At 68.3% G+C, this 23916-nt stretch carries 20 protein-coding genes; 11 read left to right on the top strand and 9 right to left on the bottom strand.

What is annotated here, in order from left to right; genetic code table 11:
- From flgK to CG50_RS04585, 3 genes are all read right to left on the bottom strand, one after another.
- Positions 1-1443 carry a flagellar hook-associated protein FlgK gene (gene flgK, locus CG50_RS04575; protein WP_036635609.1) on the bottom strand — a complete coding sequence of 481 codons (1443 nt, stop codon included), beginning with the start codon at positions 1441-1443 and terminating at the stop codon, positions 1-3.
- Positions 1444-1468: 25 nt separating this feature from the next.
- A complete protein-coding gene (locus CG50_RS04580; RefSeq protein ID WP_036635610.1) occupies positions 1469-2797 on the bottom strand; it encodes a flagellar hook protein FlgE in 1329 nt (442 codons plus the stop codon).
- Positions 2798-2895: 98 nt separating this feature from the next.
- Positions 2896-3729, bottom strand: a complete 834-nt coding sequence (locus CG50_RS04585; RefSeq protein WP_036635613.1) for a flagellar motor protein MotB — start codon at positions 3727-3729, stop codon at positions 2896-2898.
- Between the two features lie 127 nt (positions 3730-3856).
- On the opposite strand from CG50_RS04585, the gene CG50_RS04590 reads away from it, so the two are divergent.
- The 7 genes from CG50_RS04590 to CG50_RS04620 all read left to right on the top strand — a co-directional run bounded on the left by CG50_RS04590 (position 3857) and on the right by CG50_RS04620 (position 9923).
- Positions 3857-4498, top strand: coding sequence for a paraquat-inducible protein A (locus CG50_RS04590; RefSeq protein ID WP_051909498.1), 642 nt, complete (start codon positions 3857-3859; stop codon positions 4496-4498).
- Positions 4495-5187, top strand: coding sequence for a paraquat-inducible protein A (locus CG50_RS04595; protein WP_081880275.1), 693 nt, complete (start codon positions 4495-4497; stop codon positions 5185-5187). The genes CG50_RS04590 and CG50_RS04595 overlap by 4 nt, the downstream gene beginning before the upstream one ends.
- Positions 5184-7205, top strand: coding sequence for a PqiB family protein (locus CG50_RS04600; protein ID WP_036635615.1), 2022 nt, complete (start codon positions 5184-5186; stop codon positions 7203-7205). Before CG50_RS04595 ends, CG50_RS04600 begins: the two co-directional genes overlap by 4 nt.
- 20 nt (positions 7206-7225) lie before the next feature.
- A complete protein-coding gene (locus tag CG50_RS04605) occupies positions 7226-7786 on the top strand; it encodes a PqiC family protein (RefSeq protein WP_036635616.1) in 561 nt (186 codons plus the stop codon).
- A 63-nt stretch (positions 7787-7849) separates the two neighbouring features.
- Positions 7850-8827 (top strand): iron exporter MbfA, encoded by a 978-nt coding sequence (gene mbfA, locus CG50_RS04610; RefSeq protein ID WP_036635618.1) that lies wholly within the window; start codon positions 7850-7852, stop codon positions 8825-8827.
- An 8-nt stretch (positions 8828-8835) separates the two neighbouring features.
- Positions 8836-9288: a YaiI/YqxD family protein gene (locus tag CG50_RS04615; protein ID WP_036635620.1), complete on the top strand. Its 453-nt coding sequence runs from the start codon at positions 8836-8838 to the stop codon at positions 9286-9288.
- A gap of 2 nt (positions 9289-9290) precedes the next feature.
- Positions 9291-9923 carry an HAD family hydrolase gene (locus tag CG50_RS04620; protein ID WP_036635622.1) on the top strand — a complete coding sequence of 211 codons (633 nt, stop codon included), beginning with the start codon at positions 9291-9293 and terminating at the stop codon, positions 9921-9923.
- 8 nt (positions 9924-9931) lie between these two features.
- On the opposite strand, the gene dxs is transcribed toward CG50_RS04620, so the two are convergent.
- The 5 genes from dxs to CG50_RS04645 form a co-directional block, all read right to left on the bottom strand.
- On the bottom strand, positions 9932-11842 hold the full coding sequence (gene dxs / locus CG50_RS04625; RefSeq protein ID WP_036635623.1) for a 1-deoxy-D-xylulose-5-phosphate synthase: 1911 nt from the start codon (positions 11840-11842) through the stop codon (positions 9932-9934).
- Between the two features lie 10 nt (positions 11843-11852).
- Entirely contained in the window at positions 11853-12713 is an 861-nt protein-coding gene (locus tag CG50_RS04630; RefSeq protein ID WP_036635625.1) for a polyprenyl synthetase family protein, read from the bottom strand.
- Positions 12713-12961, bottom strand: a complete 249-nt coding sequence (locus CG50_RS04635; protein ID WP_036635626.1) for an exodeoxyribonuclease VII small subunit — start codon at positions 12959-12961, stop codon at positions 12713-12715. The genes CG50_RS04630 and CG50_RS04635 overlap by 1 nt, the downstream gene beginning before the upstream one ends.
- 121 nt (positions 12962-13082) lie before the next feature.
- On the bottom strand, positions 13083-15512 hold the full coding sequence (gene hrpB, locus CG50_RS04640; RefSeq protein WP_036635628.1) for an ATP-dependent helicase HrpB: 2430 nt from the start codon (positions 15510-15512) through the stop codon (positions 13083-13085).
- Positions 15513-15518: 6 nt separating this feature from the next.
- Positions 15519-16301: a DUF3108 domain-containing protein gene (locus CG50_RS04645; protein WP_051909501.1), complete on the bottom strand. Its 783-nt coding sequence runs from the start codon at positions 16299-16301 to the stop codon at positions 15519-15521.
- Between the two features lie 95 nt (positions 16302-16396).
- Here CG50_RS04645 and meaB point away from each other — a divergent pair, with 95 nt between their 5' ends.
- The 4 genes from meaB to CG50_RS04665 all read left to right on the top strand — a co-directional run bounded on the left by meaB (position 16397) and on the right by CG50_RS04665 (position 22457).
- Positions 16397-17401 (top strand): methylmalonyl Co-A mutase-associated GTPase MeaB, encoded by a 1005-nt coding sequence (gene meaB / locus CG50_RS04650; protein WP_051909528.1) that lies wholly within the window; start codon positions 16397-16399, stop codon positions 17399-17401.
- A 236-nt stretch (positions 17402-17637) separates the two neighbouring features.
- A complete protein-coding gene (locus CG50_RS04655; protein ID WP_036635629.1) occupies positions 17638-20736 on the top strand; it encodes a valine--tRNA ligase in 3099 nt (1032 codons plus the stop codon).
- Between the two features lie 89 nt (positions 20737-20825).
- Positions 20826-21941, top strand: coding sequence for a pyridoxal phosphate-dependent aminotransferase (locus CG50_RS04660; RefSeq protein ID WP_036635632.1), 1116 nt, complete (start codon positions 20826-20828; stop codon positions 21939-21941).
- A 114-nt stretch (positions 21942-22055) separates the two neighbouring features.
- Positions 22056-22457 (top strand): DUF305 domain-containing protein, encoded by a 402-nt coding sequence (locus CG50_RS04665; RefSeq protein WP_036635634.1) that lies wholly within the window; start codon positions 22056-22058, stop codon positions 22455-22457.
- 123 nt (positions 22458-22580) lie between these two features.
- Here CG50_RS04665 and CG50_RS04670 read toward each other — a convergent pair whose 3' ends face one another.
- Positions 22581-23792: a pyridoxal-phosphate-dependent aminotransferase family protein gene (locus tag CG50_RS04670; RefSeq protein ID WP_036635638.1), complete on the bottom strand. Its 1212-nt coding sequence runs from the start codon at positions 23790-23792 to the stop codon at positions 22581-22583.
- Positions 23793-23916: the final 124 nt, after the last annotated feature.

Here is a 23916-nt window from a genome sequence, read left to right on the forward strand (position 1 = left end):
TCAGATCTCCAGGATGGATTGCATCATCTTGTCGATCGCCTGCAAAACCCGGGCGTTCGCGGAGTAGGATTGCTCGACAAGCTTCAGGTTCTGAAGTTCGGCATCGGTGTCTACACCTTCGGTCAGAAGCTGTTCTGACGCAGCATCTCGCCGCGCTGTCGCATAGCTTTGGGCCGTCTCGGCGCCCAATCTGTTCGAGGCTGCAAGAGACAGAAGATCCGAGGCGAAAGCATAGGTCGTCTTTCCTGCGCCTGCGAACGGGCCGGAGGCGACCTCCGTGGTTGTGGACAAGGCATTTTGAATCGCCGATAGCAGCGTCGAATTGCCACTGAGGCCTTCGGCTGTCGCTCCAATGCCGTCACGCAGGCGCCAGACCTGTCCCCCCATCGTCGGATCGGTGGAAGCATTGAGCGTAATGCGGCCAGCGATTCCGACCTCGTTCAGACTGTTGAATGCCGCGTTGTTGTCGGTGAACAAGCCTGCGTCACCGGGCGAAAGGGTCGGGTCCACCGAGTTTCCCGAAAACCGCTGGATCAGATCGCGGGCGAATGAGTCCAGGCTTTCCTGCATGGCGGGGGCCAGTTCGTCACGAATGGCAAAGGCTGCGCTCAATGTGCCACCCCCCATTCTCCCGCTGTCTGCGGTCGGGACCACGTGACCATTGACGATCAGACCAGAAAGAGTTCCGGTGCCGATCGACATGTCTTCAGACATCACGTTGGTTGCAGCGAAACCGATCTTGGCCGCGGTTCCATCTAGCAGGGTTTGCCCGCCCGTCGTCACGAGCGCGACCTGGTTGCCGATCCGCGGAATAGTGTTGATCGGCACGATTTCCGCAATCCGGGCGATCAGGGTTTGTCGCTGATCCATCATCGCATTGGTATCTCCGCCCTGGGCAGACAGGCGGGTGATCGAGATGTTCAGCTCCTGGATCTGCTCAAGGGCGGTGTTCAACGTGTCGACCTGCGCGGAGATCGAACGATCCGCTTCGAGCCGGGCGGACTGGATGTCATCCGACACGGTGTTCAGCTTGTCGGTCACCGCCTTCGCGGCCGTGGCGATTGCTGTCAGACCGGCGGTGCTTTCCGGTTGTGCCCTGGCGGAGATCAGTGAGGTTTCCAGATCCGACAGCAGCATACTCAACGAGCCTGGCGTTTCGGCATCGCCAATGCCGGTCTCGATGCGGGCAGCAAACTCCGCCCGAATCGTCGCGTTGCCCGCCGCCGCATCCGAGAGCCATTTTTCTTTCAGCAAGGAGGTGCTGACCATGCGCGATACGCTGTCGACCCGCACCCCGCCGCCGGAGGCGGACGACAGAGATACCTCGCGCCTCGCATAGCCGTCGGTCAGCGCATTCGCCGTGTTGCCCGAAATGACCTGAGCCATTTTCGAGCTGGCCGACAGGCCGGTTCCGGCATTGTTCAGTGCCGCGGTGAGGGACATGTCGGCCTCCTGCCGTCAGGATGGATCAGCGCTTGATGTTGGTGGTTTCCTCGTACATCTGGTCCACCGTCTGGATCACCTTGGCGTTCGAGGAATATGCGCGCTGGGTCTGGATGAGGTTGGTCAGCTCTTCCGCGACATCGACGGTGGAACTTTCGCGGGAGTATCCCGCGACGGTGCCCGTCGGCCCGTCGCCCGCGTCCCAAAGGTAGAACGAACCGGAGGTCGAGGAGACCTTGAAAGTCTGACTGTCGAGGGAAATCAGCCCATTCTGGTTCGACACATCGACGAGGGGAACCTGGTAGACGGTGCGGATGAACCCAGTGTCATAGGTTGCCTTGATGAAGCCGTTCTCGTCGATCTCGATCGAAGCGAGGTTGCCCACGGGAGAACCGTCCTTGGTGATCGAGGTCGGGGAGAAGCTGTCGGAGAGCTGCGTCAGCCCGTTGGTGTCGCCGATCTTGCCGATCGTCATCGAGATCGTCTGCAGCCCTTCTGCCACGTCGAGGCTGAGGGCCCCGGTCGAGGCATCGTAGGCCGGAGAGCTGCCAAGGGCCGTGACGCTGGCCAGCGTGCCGCCGTTCTGTGTGGTGTTGTCGAAGACCAGCGTATACTCGCCGAGGATACTTTCGTCGGCGGCCGTCGCGGTGTTGTCTGCCGTCGCCGAATCGCGGATCACCATCGTCCAGGTGTTGGGAGCCGTGGGAGAAGGCGTAAAGCTGATATCGAGCGTCTCGGACGTGCCGAGGTTCCCGAAGTATTCGACCGACAGCGCCTCGGCATCGCCGTTGCCCGTGCCATCCGCCGAGGTCGCGGGCAGATTGACGCCGAGATTCATCGTTGTCGTCGGGTCGCCGGCGGTCTGGTTGGCGTTGATCACCACCGGCTCCAGCCCGGTGATGGTGTCGCGCGCCTGAGTCGAGATCGTGCCGTCGGCATTCGCCGGCCAACCGAGCAACACCAGCCCCGATTCGGTGCGCAGCGCGCCGTCGGCATCGGTGTAGAAAGCCCCGGTCGAGGTCATCCGCAGTGAATCGTTGGTCAGGTTGTTCATGTCCACCGTCTCGGCCACCGGCAGGAAGCCGCGCCCCGAGACCGCCAGGTCCATCGAATTCGAGGTCGAGACGATCGAACCGTTCTCGCCGATCAGACGCGTCGTGCTGGCCGTGACGCCGCCCGCCGAATAGGTGCCGGCCTTGTTCGAGGCGCCAACGACCAGACTGTCGAATTCCGTCGTCATGCGCTTGTAGCCGTAGGTGCCCGAGTTCGCGATGTTGTCCGCGATCGTCGCGAGGCGTGTCGAGTTCGCGGACAGGCCCGAGACACCGGCGTTCAGCGAAGAGGAAATGGACATGAAAGCGCCTTTCTGCTGCTGCGTCCCTTGATCGTGCCAGACTGCGCCCGCTGTCTTAACATCGCCCTAACGGCGTCGATTCGGTGCCACGATGGATTTCAGCGCTGATCCTGGCGCAGCAAGATCACCTCGATCCGGTTGTTGCGCGCCGCGAGTGCCGAGCGCACCGCCGGCTTGCGGTCGGCGTAGCCGCTCACCCGCTGCACCCGCGCCTTGTCGAAGCCGCTCTCGCTCAGCAGGCCGCGCATCCGCTCCGCCCGTCGCTCGGATAAGGGCCAGACCGGGTCGTCGCGCAGCACCTGCGGGTAGGAGCGCACATGTCCGTTCACCGCTACCTCGTTCGGCACCAGTGCGAAGACCCGCGCCAGCATCGCCGCGATGTCGTGCAGCACCGGCATCGGTTCATCGCTGTCGGGGGCGAACAGCGGATCGTCCTCGAGGTCGAAGAACTCGACGATCAGCCCCTCATCGGTCAGCCGTGTCACGACGCGGCGCGCCAGCTGGCGGCTGACCATGGATTCGCCGGTGAAGCCGCTGAGCGTCCGGTCGATTTCGGCCCGGACGGGCGAGAATTCGCTGTCGTCGCGCGGCCGCCCGTCCTGTCCGGTGCCCTCTCCGGGCGACTGACGCCCGGCCGATCCGGTGCCTGTCTTCGTCAGGGCCTTGTCCGAAAACACCGAATCGCCGCCGAACACCCCGTCGCCCCCGCCCGAGACCCGGCTGACCGGCACTGTCGGGTTGAAATAATCGGCGATTCCCTTGCGCTGCTTCTCCGTCGTGGCGTTCAGCAGCCACATCAGCAGGAAGAATGCCATCATCGCGGTCACGAAATCGGCATAAGCGACTTTCCATGCGCCGCCATGATGGCCGGCGCCAGCCACGACCTTCTTGCGCTTGATGATGATCGGCGCCGTCTCATTGCTGCCTTTCATGGCGATTCCCCGATCCGTCCGTTTCCAGGACTTCGGTGTAACGCCGGCTCTTTAAGGGCGGCTTAACGCCCGACGACGACAGAGCCGCCCCTTGCCCCGGGCGGGCAAGGGTTTATCCTGACGCGCCATGTGTGTGCAAAACGCCTCGATCCCGAAGGCTGCGGCCCCCGGCGACATGATCGCCTGCCCCGAGTGCGACGCTCTGCTGCGTGCGGTGCCCCTCGGTCCGACCGAGCGTGCCCGCTGTCCGCGTTGCGGCAGCCTGCTGGTCTCGCCGCGGGTGCGGTCGTTCCTGCAGGTGGTGGCGCTGGCCTTCACCGCGCTGATTCTGATGATGGCGGCGGTGTTCTTCCCGTTTCTGGGTATCGCGGCGCATGGGTTGTCGCATGAAAGCTCGGTGATCGAGGTGGCGCTGGCTTTCTCGGACGGCTGGCTGGCGCCGCTGTCGGTGGCTGTTCTGGCGGTGATCGTCGGGCTGCCGATGCTGCGGTTTTGCGCGATCATCTACGTGCTCTGGCCACTGGCGAACGGCCGCCCGGCCTGGCCGAAGGCGCGCGCGGCGTTTCGTCTGGCCGAGGGCCTGACGCCCTGGTCGATGGCCGAGATCTTCATCGTCGGCACGGCCGTCGCGCTGGTCAAGATCGGCGGGCTGGCGACCATCTCGATCGGACCGGCGTTCTGGGCGTTTTGCGGGCTGGTCATCGTCACCACGCTGAAGAACGCCTTCATGAGCCGCTGGTCGATCTGGGCCGCGCTGGAGCGTTCATGACCGCGCCCGGGATCATCGGCGCGCATGAGGCGGGGCTGACCGGCTGCACGCTGTGCGGTCATGTCGCGCCGGCCGGAACGCGGCATTGCGCGCGCTGCGGGGCGCGGCTGCATCCGGTCGATCTGCGCAGCCTGCAACGGGTCTGGGCGTGGTGGCTCGCCGGGCTGATCTGCTACGTGCCGGCCAATCTTTATCCGATGCTGCGCACCAGCACGCTGGTGGGCACGCAGACCAACACCATCGCCGGTGGCGCGCTGGAGCTCGCCGAGCACGGCAGCTGGGTCGTGGCCGCCATCGTCTTCATCGCCTCGATCATGATCCCGATCGGCAAGTTCGCGGCCATCGCCTATCTGTCCCTTGCCGTCGCGCGCGAGCGCGGCCCGGGCGGTCACCGGCAGCTGCGGCTGTATGAGGTGGTCGATTTCATCGGCCGCTGGTCGATGATTGACGTTTTCGTGGTGGCGATCCTGTCGTCTCTGGTGCAGCTTGGCTTCGTCGCCTCGATCCATCCGGGCCCCGCGGCAGTCGCCTTCGCGATGTCCGTCGCCTTCACCATGCTGTCGGCACAAAGCTTCGATTCGCGCCTGATCTGGCGCGTGCCGGCCGTGCCGTCTTCTGCCGCATCCGGGCGCGCCGTCCCGGGTGAGGCGCAACCGGCAGACGCCGGCCCCAAACCGAGCATATCATGACCGATCGTCCCGAACCCGCCCCGATGCAGACCGAAGCTGCCCCTGATCCGATCTGGACCCGGCTGTCGGTGATCTGGCTGGTGCCGATCCTCGCGCTGGCGGTGACGCTCGGCGTGGCATGGAAAACCTATGCCGAGCGCGGCGAGCTGATCGAGATCGAGCTGGCCGACGCCACCGGAATCACCCCCGGCGAGACCCCGCTGAAATTCCGCGAGGTGCAGGTCGGCACCGTGGAATCGGTCGGCTTCAGCCCCGATCTGTCCTCGGTCCGCGCCTTCGTGCGCGTCGACAACAAGGTGGCGCAATATATCGACCGGGATGCCCGGTTCTGGCTGGTGCGCCCCGAGGTCTCGGCGCAGGGGATCTCGCGGCTCGATACGGTGCTGTCGGGCACCTTCATCGAAGGCTGGTGGGATGCGGTGCCGAACGGCCATCAGACGGTGTTCCGCAGCCTCGACCGGCCGCCCGTCGCCCCGGATCCGAGCAAGGGCACCGCGGTCGAGCTGGTGGCCGACAACGCGGGCGGGCTGGCCGAGGGGGCGCCGGTGCTTTACCGGGGCCTCACCGTCGGGCGGTTGCAGAACCTGCGTCTCGATGACAAGGGCGCGGGCGTGGCGGTCGACGCCTATATCGAGGCGCCCTATGACAAGCGGCTGTCCTCGGTCACGCGGTTCTGGAATACCTCGGGTGCCTCCGTTTCCATCGGTGCGGCGGGGGTGCAGCTCAGCGTCGCCTCGCTTGCCTCGCTGGTGCAGGGCGGTGTCGAGTTCGAGACCTTCTCGACCGGCGGCGGTCCGGTCGATCCGGGGCAGCGCTTCCGCCTTTACGGCAGTTCCGACGACGCCCGCCAGTCGATGTTCGGCGCCGAGCTGACCGATCCGCCGAAATACACCCTGCTGTTCGACCAGGCGATCAACGGGCTGAGCAAGGGCTCCAAGGTGCAGTTCCGCGGTGTCGAGGCCGGCGAGGTCACCGATGTCTCGATCCGCATCCGCACCGACGCGAAGGGCGAGCGCAGCGCCCAGCAACAGGTGGTCATCGCGCTTTCGCCCGAACGGCTGGGCCTCGACCGCGACAGCGCCCGCAAGGACGTGAACGACTTTCTCGCCGCCGAGGTGGAGAAGGGGCTGCGCGCCCGCGTTGCCGCCACCGGGCTTTTGGGAGCCACGCTGGTCATCGAGCTGACCGATATCGAGGCGACAAAGCCCGCGAAGATGGATCTCGGTGCCGAGCCCTGGCCGGAAATTCCGACCGCACCGGCTGCTCAGAACGATCTCGCGGCTTCGGCCAAGGATGTCATGGGGCGCATCAACAATCTGCCGATCGAGGAGTTGATGAAATCCGCGATCCGCACGTTCGATTCGGTCTCGGCCGTGGCCGAGAGCCAGGACACCCGCGAGATCCCGCGCAACCTGTCCTCGCTGCTCGGTCAGTTGCAGACGCTGGTGGCGGATCTGAATGCCGCTGGCGCCGCCGGCAAGGCGGTCACCGCGATGGATAATCTGTCGAGCGCCGCGACCGGCTTCATGACCGAGACCGACGGGCTCAGCCAGACGCTGGCCTCGGCCGACAAGGCGGCGCAGGCGGTGGCGGCGATGCCGCTCGGCCGGATCGGCGACAATGTCGATGGCCTGATCGCCCAGATCCGCACCATGCTCGGCAGCGAGGACGCGAACCATCTGCCGAAGGCGCTGGCCGATACGCTGAACGAGACCGCTGCGCTTCTGGCCGAGCTGCGCGCGGGCGGTGCCGCCGACAAGCTGAACGGCACGCTGGTGGCGACGCAGGATGCCGCGACGGCGATTTCGGACGCCTCGACGAAGCTGCCGGCGCTGACCGAGCGGCTCGATCAGCTGGTGACGCAGGCGCAGGGGCTCGTCGGCAGCTACGGCCCGCGCTCGGCGTTCAACGACCAGATGGTGCAGACCCTGACAGAGCTGCGCCGCGCCGCCGCCTCTTTCGGCGAGCTCGCGCGCACGCTGCAACGCAACCCGCAATCCGTCATCCTCGGCCGCTGAGGCCGGGACAGGAGCGTTTCATGAAAACCCGGACCCTTTCCCTCGCGATGCTGAGCGCGGTCGCCGCGATCTCGGCCTGTTCCAGCGCCTCGAAGACCGAGCGCTATCAGATCGACCCGGCCCCGGCCGCGCGCTCGATGCCCGACAAGATCGGCTCGGCGGTGCTGCGCGAGGTGTCCTTGCCGCAATATGCCGCCGATCAGGAGATTGCCTTCCAGACCGCCGACGGCGCGGTGCGGACCGATGCGCGTCAGGTCTGGGCCGACGATCCGCGCCGCGCGGTGACGCTGGCGCTGGCGAGCCAGATCTCCGAGGTGTCTGGCGCGCGGGTGATCGCCGAGCCCTGGCCGCTGAGCACCCCGCCCGCGCGTCAGATCGAGGTGCGGGTGGACCGGATGCTCGCTGCCGCGGACAATACCGTGCGGCTCAGCGGCAGCTATTACGTCAGCGCGGACGGCGGTGACACGGTGCGCCGTTTCGACATCGCGGAACCGATTCAGGGCAGCGGCCCCGCCGCCATCGCCGCGGCGCAGTCGCGCGCCGTCGCGACACTGGCGCGCCAGATCGCCGCGCTCGGCTGAAAGGGCTTGAACCCGGCGGGGCCGGGCGGCTAATTTGGAATCATTCTAAAACAAGGGTTCCCGATGATCCCCGACTTCGGCTCTCGCCGCCGCTTCTCCGACCTGTCCGAACAGGAAGTTCTCGCGCTGTCGATTTCCTCCGAGGAGGATGACGCGCGCATCTACCGCACCTATGCCGAGAAGCTGCGCAAGGATTATCCGGCCTCGGCGAAGATCTTCGACGGCATGGCGCTCGAGGAAGACGAGCACCGCCGCCGTCTGATCGAGGAACACCGCCGCCGCTTCGGCGAGGTGGTGCCGCTGATCCGGCGCGAGCATGTGGCGGGCTATTACGCGCGCAAGCCGATCTGGCTGGCCGACACGCTGTCGCTCGACGCGATGCGCGGCGAGGCCGAGGAGATGGAGCGTCAGGCGGGCGAGTTCTACACCCGCGCGGCGCAGCACACCTCGGACGCGGGCACGCGCAAGCTGCTCGGCGATCTGGCCGCGGCCGAGCATGGCCACGAGCAGCGCGCCCATGAGCTGACCGAGGAAAACCTCCCCGAGGAGGTCCGCGCCAAGGAAGACCGCGCCGCCTATCGTCAGTTCATCCTGACCTGGGTGCAGCCGGGTCTGGCGGGGTTGATGGACGGGTCCGTCTCGACGCTGGCGCCGATCTTCGCGACCGCTTTCGCCACGCAGAACACCCATACCACGCTGCTCGTCGGTCTGGCCGCGGCCACCGGTGCCGGCATCTCGATGGGCTTCACCGAGGCGGCGCATGACGACGGCGTGATCTCGGGGCGCGGCAGCCCGATCAAGCGCGGCATTGCCTCGGGGGTGATGACGGCGATCGGCGGACTTGGCCATGCGCTGCCCTACCTGATCCCGGATTTCTGGACCGCGACCACCATCGCGATGATCGTGGTGTTCTGCGAGCTGTGGGCGATCACCTGGATCCAGCACCGCTTCATGGAAACGCCGGTGCTGCGCGCCATCGTGCAGGTGGTCATCGGCGGTGCGCTGGTGTTCCTCGCCGGCATGATGATCGGTGCCGGCTAGGGGCGGCGATGATCTGGATCGACGCCGATGCCTGCCCGGTCAAGGCCGAGGCCGAGCGGGTCGCCACCCGCCTCTCGCAGCCGATCAGCTTCGTGTCGAACGGCGGGCTGAGGCCGTCGGCCAATCCGCTCGTCAGCATGGTCTACGTGCCCGAGGGCCTCGACGTCGCCGATCGCCATATCGCGGAACGCGCCGGGCCGGGCGATGTGGTGGTGACGAATGACATTCCGCTGGCCGCGAAATGCGTGGCGGCCGGCGCGCGGGTGATGCGCCCCGATGGCGAGGTGCTGACGCCCGCCAATATCGGCAACGTTCTGGCGACCCGCGATCTGATGGCGGATCTGCGCTCGGCCGATCCGTTCCGGCAAGGCGGCGGGCGACCGTTCTCGAAGGCGGACCGGTCGCATTTCCTCGACGCGCTGGACCGGCTGGTGCGGGCCGCGCTGAAAGAGGCGCGATAAGCATGGCCCGGGCGGTCATCTTCGACATCGGCAATGTGCTGATCGAATGGCGCCCGGAACGGCATTACGACCGGGTGATGCCGCGCGCGCGCCGCGAGGCGCTGTTCGCCGAGGTCGATCTGAGTGCGATGAACGCCGCGGTCGATCTGGGTGCGCCGTTTCGCGAAACCGTCCTCGCCCTCGCCGAGCGCCACCCGAAATGGCGCGCCGAGATTTTGATGTGGCATGACGACTGGATTCGCATGGCCTCGCCCGAGATCGCGCGCTCGGTGCGGCTGCTGCGCGCGCTGCGGGCGCGCGGGGTGCCGGTCTTCGCGTTGTCGAATTTCGGCGTGGACACGTTTCAGACGGCGCTGGTCGAATATCCCTTCCTGCGCGAATTCGACCGGGCTTTCGTGTCGGGGCATCTCGGCCTCGCGAAGCCCGATCCCGCGATTTATGAGCTGGTTGAGCGCGAGACCGGGTTTTCCGGCGCCGATCTGCTGTTCGCCGATGATCGCGAGGACAATATCGCCGCCGCCGCCGCGCGTGGCTGGAAGACCTTCACCTTCCCGCTCGACTCCGCCCGCGGGGCAAGCGAATGGGCGGCGCGGCTGGTCGCCGAAGGGCTGCTGAGCCCGCCCGAGGCGGAATAATCCCGCCCTCAGGCCCGGCGGGCCAGCGCGACGCCCAGAACCTCCAGCACCTTCGCCTCGATGTCGGGGGCGTTCATCCCGGCCGTCGCATACATGTCGGCGGGCGAGGCATGGTCGATGAACGTATCGGGCAGCACCATCGCGCGGAACTTGTAGCCGCGGTCGAACACGCCCTGCTCGGCCAGGAACTGCGCCACATGGCTGCCGAAACCGCCGATGGCGCCTTCCTCGATGGTGATCAGCGCCTCGTGCTCGGCGACCAGGCGCAGGATCAGATCGGTGTCGAGGGGCTTGGCGAAGCGCGCATCGACCACCGTGGGCGCCAGCCCGCGGGCGGCCAGCGCCTCGCGCGCGGCCATGACTTCGGACAGACGCGTGCCGAAGCTGAGGATCGCGACCCGCGCCCCCTCGGCGACGATCCGGCCCTTGCCGATCTCCAGCGGGATGCCGCGTTCGGGCAGATCGACCCCGGTGCCTTCGCCGCGGGGATAGCGGAAGGCGATCGGCCCCTCGTCATGGGCGGCGGCGGTGGCGACCATGTGCACGAGCTCCGCCTCGTCGGCGGCGGCCATCACCACCATGCCGGGCAGCGAGGACATGAACCCCACGTCGAAGGCCCCGGCATGGGTCGCGCCATCGGCGCCGACCAGCCCGGCGCGGTCGATGGCGAAGCGCACCGGCAGCCGCTGGATCGCCACGTCATGCACGATCTGGTCGTAACCGCGCTGCAGGAAGGTCGAGTAGATCGCGCAGAACGGCTTCATCCCCGAGGCGGCGAGCCCGGCCGAGAAGGTCACCGCGTGCTGCTCGGCGATGCCGACGTCGAAGCAGCGGCGCGGGAAGCGCTCGGCGAAGAGGTTCAGGCCGGTGCCGTCGGGCATGGCGGCGGTGACGGCGACGATGCGGTCGTCGCGCTCCGCCTCGCGGATCAGGCTCTCGGCGAAGACGCGGGTGTAGCTCGGCGCGTTCGAGGGGGCCTTGTATTGCTTGCCGGTCTCGACATCGAAACGCGCGGTGGCATGGCCCTTGTCGGCGCGGGCCTCGGCCGGGGCGTAGCCCTTGCCCTTCTGGGTCAGCGCATGGATCAGCACCGGGCCGGTCGCGCGCGCCTTGAGCGTGCGCAGCAGCGGCAACAGCGTGTCGAGGTCATGGCCATCGACCGGCCCGACATAGGTGAAGCCGAGCTGCTCGAACATCGTGCCGCCGATCGCCATGCCCTTCAGCAGCTCCTTGGCGCGCTTGGCGCCTTGCTGGAACGGGCCGGGCAGCAGGCTGACCGCCCCCTTGGCCACGGCCTTCAGATCCTGCATCGCCGATTCGGAATAAAGCCGCGTCAGATAGGCCGACAGCGCCCCCACCGGCGGGGCGATCGACATCTCGTTGTCGTTCAGCACCACGAACAGCCGCTTGCCGAGATGGCCGGCGTGGTTCAGCGCCTCGAAGGCCATGCCGCCGGTCATCGCGCCGTCGCCGATCACCGCGATGGCGTCGCCCGTCTCCGCCCCCAACTCGCGCCCCATCGCAAAGCCGAGCGCGGCCGAGATCGAGGTCGAGCTGTGCCCGGTGCCGAAGGCGTCATAGGGGCTTTCGGAGCGCTTGGTGAACCCCGACAGCCCGCCCTTCATCCGGATCGTGCGGATGCGGTCGCGCCGGCCGGTCAGGATCTTGTGCGGATAGGCCTGATGGCCGACATCCCAGACGATCTTGTCGCGCGGCGCGTCGAACACCGCGTGCAGCGCCACCGTCAGCTCGACGACGCCAAGCCCCGCCCCCAGATGCCCGCCGGTCTCCGACACCGCCGAGATCGTCTCGGCGCGCAGCTCTGCGGCGAGCTTCTTCAGCTCGGCATCGCTCAGCCCCTTGAGGTCCGAGGGCAGATGCACGCGGTCGAGGATCGGGGTGTTCGGATGCTGGCTCATCGGGACCTGCCTAGTTGTCGCGCGCGATCACGTAGCGCGCCGCGGCGCGCAGGGTTTCGGCCTTTTCGCCATAGGGCGCAAGCGCCGCCTCGGCCTCGGCCGCCAGCTCGGCGGCACGGGCGCGGGCACCGTCGAGGCCCAGAAGCGAGACGAAGGTGGCCTTGCCGGCCTCGGCATCCTTGTGGAGCCGCTTGCCCGCCGCCGCCTCGTCGCCGGTGACATCGAGAATATCGTCGGCGATCTGGAACGCCAGCCCGAGGGCACGGGCATAGGCGGCAAGCGGCGCACGGTCGGCACCGGCGAGGATCGCCCCGGCCTCGGCCGCGAAAGAGATCAGCGCCCCGGTCTTGCCCGCCTGCAACCGGGTGATCGCCGCGAGGTCGAGCGGTTCCGCCGCCGTCTCGGCCGCGATGTCGAGCATCTGGCCATAGACCATCCCCGCCGCGCCCGAGGCCTGCGCCAGCGCCGCCACCAGTTCGACCCGATGCGGGCCGAGCGCGGCATCGGTGCACAGCCCGAAGGCCAGCGTCTGCAGCGCGTCGCCTGCGAGGATCGCCGTCGCCTCGCCGAATTTCACATGCACCGTCGGCTGACCGCGGCGCAGGTCGTCGTCGTCCATCGCCGGAAGGTCGTCATGGACCAGAGAATAGGCGTGCAGCGCCTCGACCGCGGCGGCGGCGGGCATGGCCTGCGCCTCGCCCAACCCGAACAGAGCGGCCGATTCCAGCACCAGAAAGGCGCGCAGCCGCTTGCCGCCCTGTGCCGCATAGGCCATCGCGTCGCGCAGCTCTCCCGCGGGCTGGCGCGCGATGGCGGCCTGAAGGGCCGCGGCCGCGCTGTCCTGAACCTCGGCGAGACGTGCAGCGAACATCACAGACCTTCGACCGGGGTGGTGCCGGTGGGCGCGCCATCGGCGCCGAGGGTGATCTTCTCGACCCGCTCCTCGGCATCCTTGAGCAGACGCGCGCAATGCTCCTTCAGCTTGGCGCCGCGCTCGTAAAGCCGGATCGACTGATCGAGCGCGACCTCGCCGCGTTCGAGCTGGCTGACCACGCCTTCCAGTTCTTTCATCGCCTGTTCGAAGGACAGGGTGGCAATGTCGGTATCGGTCTCGCTCATCGCTTCCTCGTATGTGGTAACCGGGGCGTATCGTGTTCGGTCCGTGGGATGCCACGGACGGGGCCGGGAATCCAGTCTCAGTTCGGTTCGCGCGGGGGATGCCGGCGCGGAAAGGCCCGGCTCAGGTGCCGCGGGGCTTCGCCCGGGTGGTCGGGTCGGCCTCGCGCGGGTTCTCGGGCCAGGGGTGGCGGGGATAGCGGCCGCGCATCTCCTTGCGGACCTCGGCGTAGCTGCCATCCCAGAAGCCGGGCAGATCCCTCGTCACCTGGATCGGCTTGCCGCCCGGAGACAGCAGGCTGATGCGCAGCGGCAACCGCCGCGTCCCCACGGTCGGATGCGCGCTGACGCCATACATCTCGGGCAGGCGCACCTCGATCGAGGGCACGCCGCCGTCATAGTCGATCGGCACCCGCCGGCCGAGCGGCGTGACGTAATGCGACGGCGCCAGCCGGTCGAGGCGCTCCATCTGGCCCCAGTCGAGCATCGCGCGCAGCGCCTCCGTCAGATCGAGCGGGCGCAGATCGGCCTCGCTGCGCTTGCCGGTCAGCCAGGGCAGCAGGGTGTCGCCCGCGAGAAGCGCGGTGTCGGACAGATCCGGCATGTCCTCGATCAGCGCGACGCGGGTGCGGAAGCGCTCGGCCGCGGGCGAGAGCGTCAGCCCGATCTGGCGCAGCCCGTCGAGCGCCCCTTTCGCCATCGCGGCTTTCGGCGCCTCGGGCCAATGACGGTCGTTGAGCACCAGCGCGCCGAAGCGTTCCTGCCGCCGCGCGACGACGCGGCCGTCGCGGCGCGACCATTCGCAGATCTCCACCCAGTCGATCCGGTCCCCGAACAGCGCGCGCAGCTCGGCTTCTGAAATCGCGATGCCCTGCCGGATCCGCGCCTCGCGCGGGTCGCCGTCGAGGTCGGTCGCCACGATCAGCCGCATCGCGCCGAGCGGATCTGCCTCGGTCGCGATAGCGCCCTTGCCGCCCGACAGAACGAAGCGCGGTGCCTCGCCCTCGCGGCGCAGGCCGATCCGGTCGGGATAGGCGAGGGCCGCCATCTGCGCGACGGACAGCGCCTCGTCCTGGCCCCGGGGGACCAGTTTCGCCAGACGCGCGGCCTCGGTGCGGATGCGCTCGATGGTGCCGCGATGGGGCGGCCAGGGATGGGCGCTCTCGAACCGCGCGGGATCGGCGATGGCGGCGAGACGCAGGGTCAGATCGGCGGGCGCACCGCGCAGCGGGTCGCGCTCCCCGAGCAGGGCGGCGAGCCGCGCCCCCGCCTTGCCCGCGCGGATCAGCATATGCGCCAGCCGCGGATGCAGCGGCAGCGCCGCGAGCGCGCGGCCGTGATCGGTGATCCGCCCGTTCTCCAGCGCGCCAAGCTCGGTCAGCAGCGCGCGCGCCTCGGCGAGTGCCGGCGCCGGCGGCGGCGTCAGAAAGGCGAGGTCCGCCCCGTCCGATCCCCACAGCGCGAGTTCGAGCGCGAGGCCCGTCAGATCGGCCACCGCGATCTCGGGCGGGGCGAAGCCCGGCAGCGCGCCTTCCTCTCCCTTGGTCCACAGCCGGTAACAGGTGCCCTCGGCCACGCGCCCGGCGCGCCCGCGGCGTTGCTCGGCCTCGGCGCGGCTGACGCGCTCGGTCACCAGACGCGCCATGCCCGAGGCCGGATCGAAGCGCAGCCGCCGCGCCCTGCCGGCATCGACGACGACGCGGATGTCAGGGATGGTGAGCGAGGTCTCGGCGATGGAGGTCGCCAGAACCACCTTGCGCCCGCGGACTACCGGGGCGAGGGCCGCGCGCTGGCGGGCGAAATCCATCGCGCCGAACAGCGGGCGGATCTGCACATCGGGGCCGAGGCGGGGGGCGAGGAGCGCCTCGGTGCGGCGGATCTCGGCCTCGCCGGGCAGGAAGACGAGGACGCCGCCCGTCGTCTCGGCCATCGCCTGTTCGACGAGGCCGGCGGTCGCGGCCTCGATCCGCATTCCCGGGGCGACCGGACGGCCGAGCCAGCGGGTTTCCACCGGGAAGGCGCGGCCCTCGGAAATCACGATGGGCGCGTCGTCGAGCAGCTCCGCCACCGGCTGGGCGTCGAGCGTCGCCGACATCACCACGATCTGAAGGTCCGGCCGCAGGGCCGAGCGCGCCTCCCAGGCGAGGGCGAGGCCGAGATCGGCGTTCAGGCTGCGCTCGTGGAATTCGTCGAAGATCAGGCAGCCGATGCCGTCGAGGCCGGGATCGGATTGCAGCATTCGGGTCAGGATGCCTTCGGTGACCACCTCGATGCGGGTGCGGCGCGAGGTCTTCGCCTCCCCGCGGATGCGGTAGCCGACGGTGTCGCCGGCCGTTTCGCCCAGGGTTTCGGCCATGCGCTCGGCCGCGGCGCGGGCGGCAAGGCGGCGCGGCTCCAGCATGACGATGCGGCCCTGCACCCGGTCCAGCAGCGCAAGCGGCACCCGCGTGGTCTTGCCGGCGCCGGGCGGTGCCATCAGCACGGCACGGCCGGCGCGGGCGAGCGCGGCGGTCAGCTCGGGCAGAGCGGCGTCTATGGGAAGGGTCTCGGGCATCGCGCCTTATTGCCGTGTCAGGCGGCCTTTGCCAAGGATGGTGTCGGTGACGATCGACACCACACGCAGCCGGCCGGGTTCGGGCGCGGGGGCATAGGTCAGGGTGAAGGGGAAGACGCTCTTGTCGGCCATCTCCTTCGCCGAGAAGCCGCCGATGCGGCGATAGTCGCCCGCGCAGGTCACCCCGCCGTCCGGGGTGGGCGCGGGCTTGCCAAGGCCCACATGGCTGCGCTTCGTGCCGTCGAACATGTAGACCGAGAGGGTGCAGGCCTCGCTTTTGTCGACATCGCGCAGCACGGCGTAAAGCGCGGTGAGCGGGTCGATGGTGCCGCCCTGCGCGCGCGGGTCGACATCTGTCGAACGCGGCTTGCGCGCCGGCGTCTGGCTGACCGAGACCGGCGTGCCGTCGCGAAACACCATGCGATAGGTGACGTTGCGCGATCCGCGGGTGGCGGTTTCGTTGAACTCGATGGGGTGAAAGCCCGCGCCGTCGTGGCGGCCCTGCACGGTCGCATCGTAGCGGATGCGCGACAGTGCGCCGAACAGGCCCGTTGTCGCGACGGAGCCGCTTGCCGCATAGCCGCTGCCCGCGATCTTGCCGTCGATGCGCAGCTCTCCGGCCGGCAAACCGGCGAGCGAGAAGCGGAACACGATCCGGTCGCTCTGATCGGCATGGGCGGGGGTGGAGGGCAGGGCGGCGCTGCTCAGGGCCATGCAGGCGAGTGCGGCGAAACGGGCGTAAGGGAACAGGCGCAAGGTGGCCTCCGTCGGGTGGTTCTCTCTGGACATAGCCTGTCGCGGCGGGGCATCAAATCGAAACGAGGGGAGGAGGGCCGGCAATCCCGTCAGGCCCGCCGCGGATCAGCGAAGGCCCGCCGATGACGATGACGACCGAGACGAAAACCGCCACATCTGCCGGTGAGGGGCTGGCCGAGCGCATCCTGTCGGGAGAGCGCCGGGCGTTGGCGCGGGCGATCACGCTGGTCGAATCGGGGCGGGCGGATCACCGGGCGCAGGCGGTGGCGCTGCTGGCCGAGGTGGCGAAAGCCGGACGTCAGGCGCTGCGCATCGGGCTGTCGGGCACGCCGGGGGTGGGCAAGTCGACCTTCATCGAGGCCTTCGGCATGATGCTGACCGGGCAGGGGCTGAAGGTGGCGGTGCTGGCGGTCGATCCGTCCTCGGCGCGATCGGGGGGCTCGATCCTCGGCGACAAGACGCGGATGGAACGGCTGTCGCGCGATCCTCTGGCGTTCATCCGGCCCTCGCCCAGCCAGACCCATCTGGGCGGTGTGGCGCGGCGCACCCGCGAGGCGGTGGCGCTGTGCGAGGCGGCGGGGTTCGATGTGGTGCTGATCGAGACGGTCGGCGTCGGCCAGTCCGAGACGCTGGTCGCCGAGATGACCGATCTGTTCATCCTGCTGATGGCGCCGGCGGGCGGCGACGAGCTGCAGGGCGTGAAGCGCGGCATCATGGAAATGGCCGACATGATCCTGGTAAACAAGGCCGACGGCGATCTGAAGCCCGCGGCGATGCGCACGGTCAGCGATTACGCGGGCGCGCTGCGTCTCTTGCGCAAGCGCCCCTACGATCCCGAGGGATTTCCGAAGGCGCTGCCGGTCTCGGCACTGGCGGAAGAAGGCCTGAAATCCGCCTGGGAGGAGATGCAGACACTCGCCGCATGGCGGCGCGACAACGGGTTTTTCGTATCCAACCGGGCCGAGCAGGCGCGCAACTGGTTCGAGGCCGAGGTCCGCGAGGGGCTGCTGGCGCGGCTGACGCGCGATCCGGCGATCCGGGCGAAGATGGCGCGTCTCGGCGCCGAGGTCGCGGGCGGGCGCATGGCGGCGTCCGACGCGGCGGAACGGATGCTGCGCGAACTCGACGCCTGAGGCCAGGGGCTCTGCCGCAGCCGGCAGGAAGGAGGGGGCTCTGCCCCCTCGGGCCTTTGGCCCTCACCCCCGGGATATTTTCGGCAAAGCGAAAGGGGCGCCGGAGGTTCCGCCTTCCCCTTTCGATTCGCCCCAAATATCCCGGGGTGTGGGGCAGCGCCCCACGCAGCGCGGGAAAGGCTTTTCCTTGGGGAGTCGGCGCGCTAAACAGCCTCAAGCCCGGAAAGGACAGACCGATGACGATGGAAAAGACCTTCGACGCGCGCGAGGCCGAGCCTCGGATCTATGCGAAATGGGAAGAGGCCGGCGCCTTCAAGGCAGGCGCGAACGCGTCGCGCCCCGAGACGTTCTGCATCATGATCCCGCCGCCCAACGTGACCGGCGCGCTCCATGTCGGCCATGCGTTCAACAATACCGTCCAGGACATCCTCGTCCGCTGGCACCGGATGCGCGGCTTCGACACGCTGTGGCAGCCCGGTCAGGACCATGCCGGCATCGCCACCCAGATGATGGTGGAGAAGGAACTCGCCAGGACCGGTCAGCCCTCGCGCACCGAACTCGGCCGCGAGGAATTTCTCAAGAAGGTCTGGGAATGGAAGGGCAAATACGGCTCGACCATCGTCGGGCAGCTGAAGCGTCTGGGCTCCAGCTGCGACTGGTCGCGCAACGCCTTCACCATGTCGGGCGCGCCGGGTGCGCCCGCGGGCGAGGAAGGCAACTTCCATGATGCGGTCATCAAGGTCTTCGTCGACATGTATGACAAGGGCCTGATCTATCGCGGCAAGCGTCTCGTCAACTGGGACCCCCATTTCGAGACCGCGATCTCCGACCTCGAGGTCGAGAGCACCGAGGTCGCCGGCCACATGTGGCACTTCAAATATCCGCTCGCCGGTGGGCAGACCTATGTCTACCGCGAGAAGGACGAGGACGGCAACGTCACCTTCGAGGAAGTGCGCGACTACATCTCGATCGCCACGACGCGCCCCGAGACCATGCTCGGCGACGGCGCGGTCGCGGTGAACGGCGATGACGAGCGTTACGCCGCCCTCGTCGGCAAGTTCTGCGAGATCCCGGTCGGTCCGAAGGAATTCCGCCGCCAGATCCCGATCATCGCCGACCCCTATCCCGATCCGACCTTCGGCTCGGGCGCGGTGAAGATCACCGGCGCGCATGATTTCAACGACTATCAGGTCGCGAAGCGCGCCGGGCTGCCGCTGTATCGTCTGCTCGACACCCGCGCCCACATGCGTGTGGACGGGCTGGATTACGAGGCTTCGGCGAAGCGGGCGGCGCAGCTTGCGAAGGGCGACAGCTTCACCGAGACCGAAGTCGACAGCCTGAACCTCGTCCCCGACGAGCTGCGCGGCCTCGACCGTTACGAGGCCCGCAAGGCCGTGGTCGAGGCGGTCACCGAGGAAGGTCTGGCCGTCATGGTCGCCAACCCGAAGGCCGACGAAGAGGGCCAGCCCGCGCTGATCCCGCTGGTCGAGAACAAGCCGATCATGCAGCCTTTCGGCGACCGCTCGAAGGTGGTGATCGAGCCGATGCTGACCGATCAGTGGTTCGTCGATGCCGAGAAGATCGTCGGCAAGGCACTCGACGCGGTGCGCAACGGCGATACCGTCATCATGCCCGAGGCCGGCGAGAAGACCTATTTCCACTGGCTCGAGAACATCGAACCCTGGTGCATCAGCCGCCAGCTGTGGTGGGGCCATCAGATCCCGGTGTGGTATGGCCTCGATCTCGCCGAGCGCGGCTTCCGCGACGACGAGGGCGACGGCGCGCTCGATGAGGTCGAGATCGGCCGCCTGCTGGTGACCGAGCATCTGGTGCATCGCGACGTGGTGCATCACTGCGCGCCGGGCTTCGACGCGGTGAAGGAGAAGTTCCTCGACGCGCTGGCGGCGCTGCCGGTGCCGCTCAGCCATGCGCGGGTGATCGAGGTCGCGGACAAGAAGGCCGCGGTCGAGACCTTCGCGGCCAGCCTTGCCGAATACAACGTCTCGCAGGATCCGACGGTTCTGGTCTATCCGGTGTGGCGCGATCACGACGTGCTGGATACCTGGTTCAGCTCGGGTCTGTGGCCGATCGGCACGCTCGGCTGGCCGGAGCAGACGCCGGAACTGAAGAAATACTTCCCGACCGACGTTCTGGTGACCGGCTTCGACATCCTGTTCTTCTGGGTCGCCCGGATGATGATGATGCAGCTTGCCGTCACCGGCGAGGTGCCGTTCCACACCGTCTACCTGCACCAGCTCGTCCGCGACGAGAAGGGGCAGAAGATGTCGAAGACCAAGGGCAACGTGATCGACCCGCTGCTGATCATCGACGAGTTCGGGGCGGATGCGCTGCGCTTCACCAACGCCTCGATGGCGGCGATCGGCGGCGTGCTGAAACTGTCGACGGACCGCATCGCGGGCTATCGCAACTTCGGCACCAAGATCTGGAACGCCACCCGCTTCGCCGAGATGAACGGCGTGTTCGAGGCCCCCGTCGCCGGCATCCCGCAGCCCAAGAACACGGTGAACCGCTGGATCGTCGGCGAGACCGCCAAGGTGCGCGAGATCGTCGATGCGGCCTTCGAGAGCTACCGCTTCAACGACGCGGCGAATGCGCTTTACGCCTTCGTCTGGGGCAAGGTCTGCGACTGGTATGTCGAATTCGCCAAGCCCCTGTTCGACACCGAGGACGCCGCCGAAACCCGCCAGACCATGCGGTGGGTGCTCGATCAGTGCTACACCCTGTTGCACCCGATCATGCCCTTCATCACCGAAGAGCTGTGGAGCCTGACCGGCGAGCGCAGCAAGATGCTGGTGCATGGCGACTGGCCGACCTACGGCCTTGAACTGGTCGATGCCCAGGCCGACCGCGAGATGAACTGGGTGATCGACCTGATCGAGGCGATCCGCTCCTCGCGCGCGCAGATGGGCGTGCCGGCCGGGCTGAAGCTGCCGATGGTGCTGGCCGAGGCCGATGCCGAGGCGAAGGCCGCCTTCGGCCGCAACGAGGCGCTGATCTTCCGTCTGGCGCGGATCGATTCGATCACCGAGGGCGGGATTCCGAAGGGGGCGATCTCGATCCCGGTTCAGGGCGCGCTGTTCGGCCTGCCGCTGCAGGGCGTGATCGACGTCGCGGCCGAGAAGGCGCGTCTCGACAAGGCGCTGGCGAAGCTCTCGAAGGAGATCGGCGGCCTGAAGGGGCGGCTCGACAATCCGAAGTTCATCGCCAATGCCGCCGAGGAAGCGATCGAGGAAGCCCGCGAGAACCTCGCCGCGCGCGAGGACGAGGCCGCGAAGGTCGGGGCCGCGCTGCGCCGTCTGGCCGAGCTGGGCTGAGCCACGGGCCCGGCGCCCTCGGGGGCCGGGCATCCGCATCGGCGCGGGGGGGCGTTCCCCCCCGCGCGCAGGACAAACGAGTTGGTGCCATGACCGGACCGCGCTACACCCCGCTGATCGACAGCCTCCCCTCGACCGTGCCCTTCGTCGGGCCCGAGACGCAGGAGCGGCGCATGGGCCATCCTTTCGCCGCCCGCCTCGGGGCGAACGAGAACGGCTTCGGGCCGAGCCCGCGCGCCATCGCCGCGATGGCGGCGGCGGCCGGCGAGGTCTGGAAATACGGCGATCCGGAGAACCACGATCTGCGCAAGGCATTGGCCGAAAAGCACGATTGCGATCCGGCGAATATCGTCGTGGGCGAGGGGATCGACGGGCTTCTGGGCTATCTGGTGCGGTTGGTGATCGCGCCGGGCGACCGGGTGGTGACCTCGGAAGGCGCTTATCCGACGTTCAATTTCCACGTCGCGGGCTATGGCGGTGAGCTGCACAAAGTGCCTTACAAGGGCGATCACGAGGACCCCGACGCGCTGATCGCGCTCGCGAAGCAGGTCGGGCCGAAGCTGATCTATATCGCCAATCCGGACAATCCGATGGCCTCGGCCCATCCGGGCGAAACCATCCTGCGCATGGTCGAACAGGTGCCCGAGGGCGCGCTTCTGGTGCTCGACGAGGCCTATGTCGACCTCGCCCCCGAGGGCACCGCGCCCGCGATCCCGGCCGACGATCCGCGGGTGATCCGGTTCCGCACCTTCTCGAAGGCGCACGGGATGGCCGGGGCGCGCGTCGGCTATGCCATCGGGGCGAAGCCGCTGATCGCCGCCTTCGACAAGATCCGCAATCACTTCGGCATGAGCCGGATCTCTCAGGCCGGGGCGCTGGCGTCATTGCAGGACAAGACCTGGCAGGCCTACATGCGCCGGCTGATCGCCGCCTCGCGCGACCGGATCGGCGAGATCGCGGCCGAGAACGGGCTGAGCGCACTGCCCTCGGCCACCAATTTCGTCGCCATCGACTGCGGCCGCGACGGCACCTTCGCCCGCGCCGTGCTGGAAGAGCTGACCGGCGCCGGCATCTTCGTGCGGATGCCGGGCGTCGCGCCGCAGGACCGCTGCATCCGTGTGTCTTGCGGGCCGGAACCCGAGATGGAGGCCTTCGCCGCGGCGCTTCCGGGCGCGCTCGACCGGGCACGCGCCCGCCTCGGCTGAGGCTCCTGTGCGCGTGGCCCGCGCACGCGCGCCTCACGGCGCTGTCGCCGAGTGGTGATTTGCCGCCTGTCCCGTCCCGGGTCTATGCCCCGGTCAAGGACAGGAGACCCAGAGATGACTCATATCGACCGGACCCGCCGTATCGCCCTGCTCACGCCGCTGGCGGTGGCGGTGGCATGTGCCGCGCGGGCCGGTGGCAGCAGCCCTCAGCCCGATGCCAATGTGCGGATGGCGGATGCCTCTGCGACCGCCGACGCCGCCCCCTCGACCAGTGCCATCGCGCATGATCTGCAGCGCACGCGCGACGCGCTTGCCATCGACTTCACGGGCGATGCCGATATCGACTTCGTGCGGGCGATGATCCCGATGCAGCAAGGCGCCATCGCGATGGCCCGGGTGGCGCGCGATTATGGCGACGACCCGGATGTGCGCAAGCTGGCCGAGACGATCATCGCGCAGCGCCAGACCGAACTTGACTGGCTGGAAGGCTGGCTGAAGGACCACGACGCGCCCTGAGGCGTATCGGTATCGGGCCGCACGCGCACGGCCCGGGACGAAACGACCGGCGGGGCAATGTCCCCCTGACCCCGGCGGTCGTGCGGGCGGCGGCGTTTCCCCTGCGCTGCCGCCCGCCTGATCTTACCCTTTCGCGCAGGCCGCCGCACAAACCGCCGCTGCCGCATCGAGAGCGCCCGCCCCGTGCGGGATGTCGAGCGCGGTAAGCCCGGCCTCCATCGTCGCCAGAACGCCGAGCGTCATATGCGCGTTGACATGCCCCATATGGGCGACGCGCAGGAAGTCCGCCGCCTCGGGCGTGCCCGGTTCCGCCATCCCGAGCCCGATGCCAAGCGTGACCCCGGCCTCGGTTTCCAGCCAGGAACGCAGCCGGTCGGCACCGCCGTTGCCGATCCGTGCCGCGGTCACCGAATGGCCGCGATGCGCCGGGTCCGCGATGTTCAGCGCGATGTCGCCGCCCCGGCCCCAGGCGTCGAACGCCGCCCAGACCATCGCGGCCAGCGCCTTGTGCCGGGCCCAGACATGGTCGATCCCCTCCTCGTCGAGGATCATCGTCAGCGACTCGGCGAGGCCGAGCAGATGATGCGTCGGCGCGGTGCCGGCGAAATACTGATAGAAGTAATCGGGCGCGATCCGCTGCGTCCAGTCCCAGTAGGGTGTGCGCAGGTCGCTGGTCTTCGAGCGCGCCACGGCCTTGTCCGACAGCCAGATGAAGCCCACGCCCGGCGGCACCATCAGCCCCTTCTGGCTGGCCGCGACCATCACGTCGACGCCCCAGTCGTCGAAGCGGAATTCGTCGCAGCCGAGCGAGGCGATGCAGTCGACCGCCAGAAGCGCCGGATGGCCCGCCGCGTCGATGGCCGCGCGCACCGCCGCCACATCGTTCAGAACCGAGGTCGCGGTGTCCAGATGGGTCAGCAGCACCACTTTGATTTCGTGGGATTTGTCGGCGCGCAGAGCGGCCTCGACCCGGGCCGGATCGACCGGGGACTTCAGACCGAAATCGAGGGTTTCGACGGCGACGCCCATGGCACCGGCATGACGCGCCCAGTTCAGCCCGAACTGCCCGGTCGCCAGCGACAGAGCCTTGTCTCCGCGCGAGAACAGGTTCGAGATCGCCGCTTCCCACAGCGCATGGCCGTTGCCGATGTAAATGCCGACATGCCGGGTGCTGAAGGCGATGCGCTTCAGCTTGGCGACGATGGTTTCGGTCGTCGTGACCAGAGCGCCCTCGTAGATGTTGGGGGCGGGGCGGTGCATGGCGGCGAGAACGCGGTCCGGCATGGCCGAGGGCCCGGGAATGGCAAGATAGGAACGGCCCTGCGAAAGCGACATCATCGGCTCCGGAAACTGTTGTGATTATGCCCCTTGGCCTAGAGCGCCCCCGGATGCCGGTCAATGGCGGGGCTGTATCGGGCACAAAACGCCGGCCGAATCGGGGCGGCCTTGCCCGGCGGGG

The organism is Paenirhodobacter enshiensis, assembly GCF_000740785.1.
GTDB lineage: Bacteria > Pseudomonadota > Alphaproteobacteria > Rhodobacterales > Rhodobacteraceae > Rhodobacter > Rhodobacter enshiensis.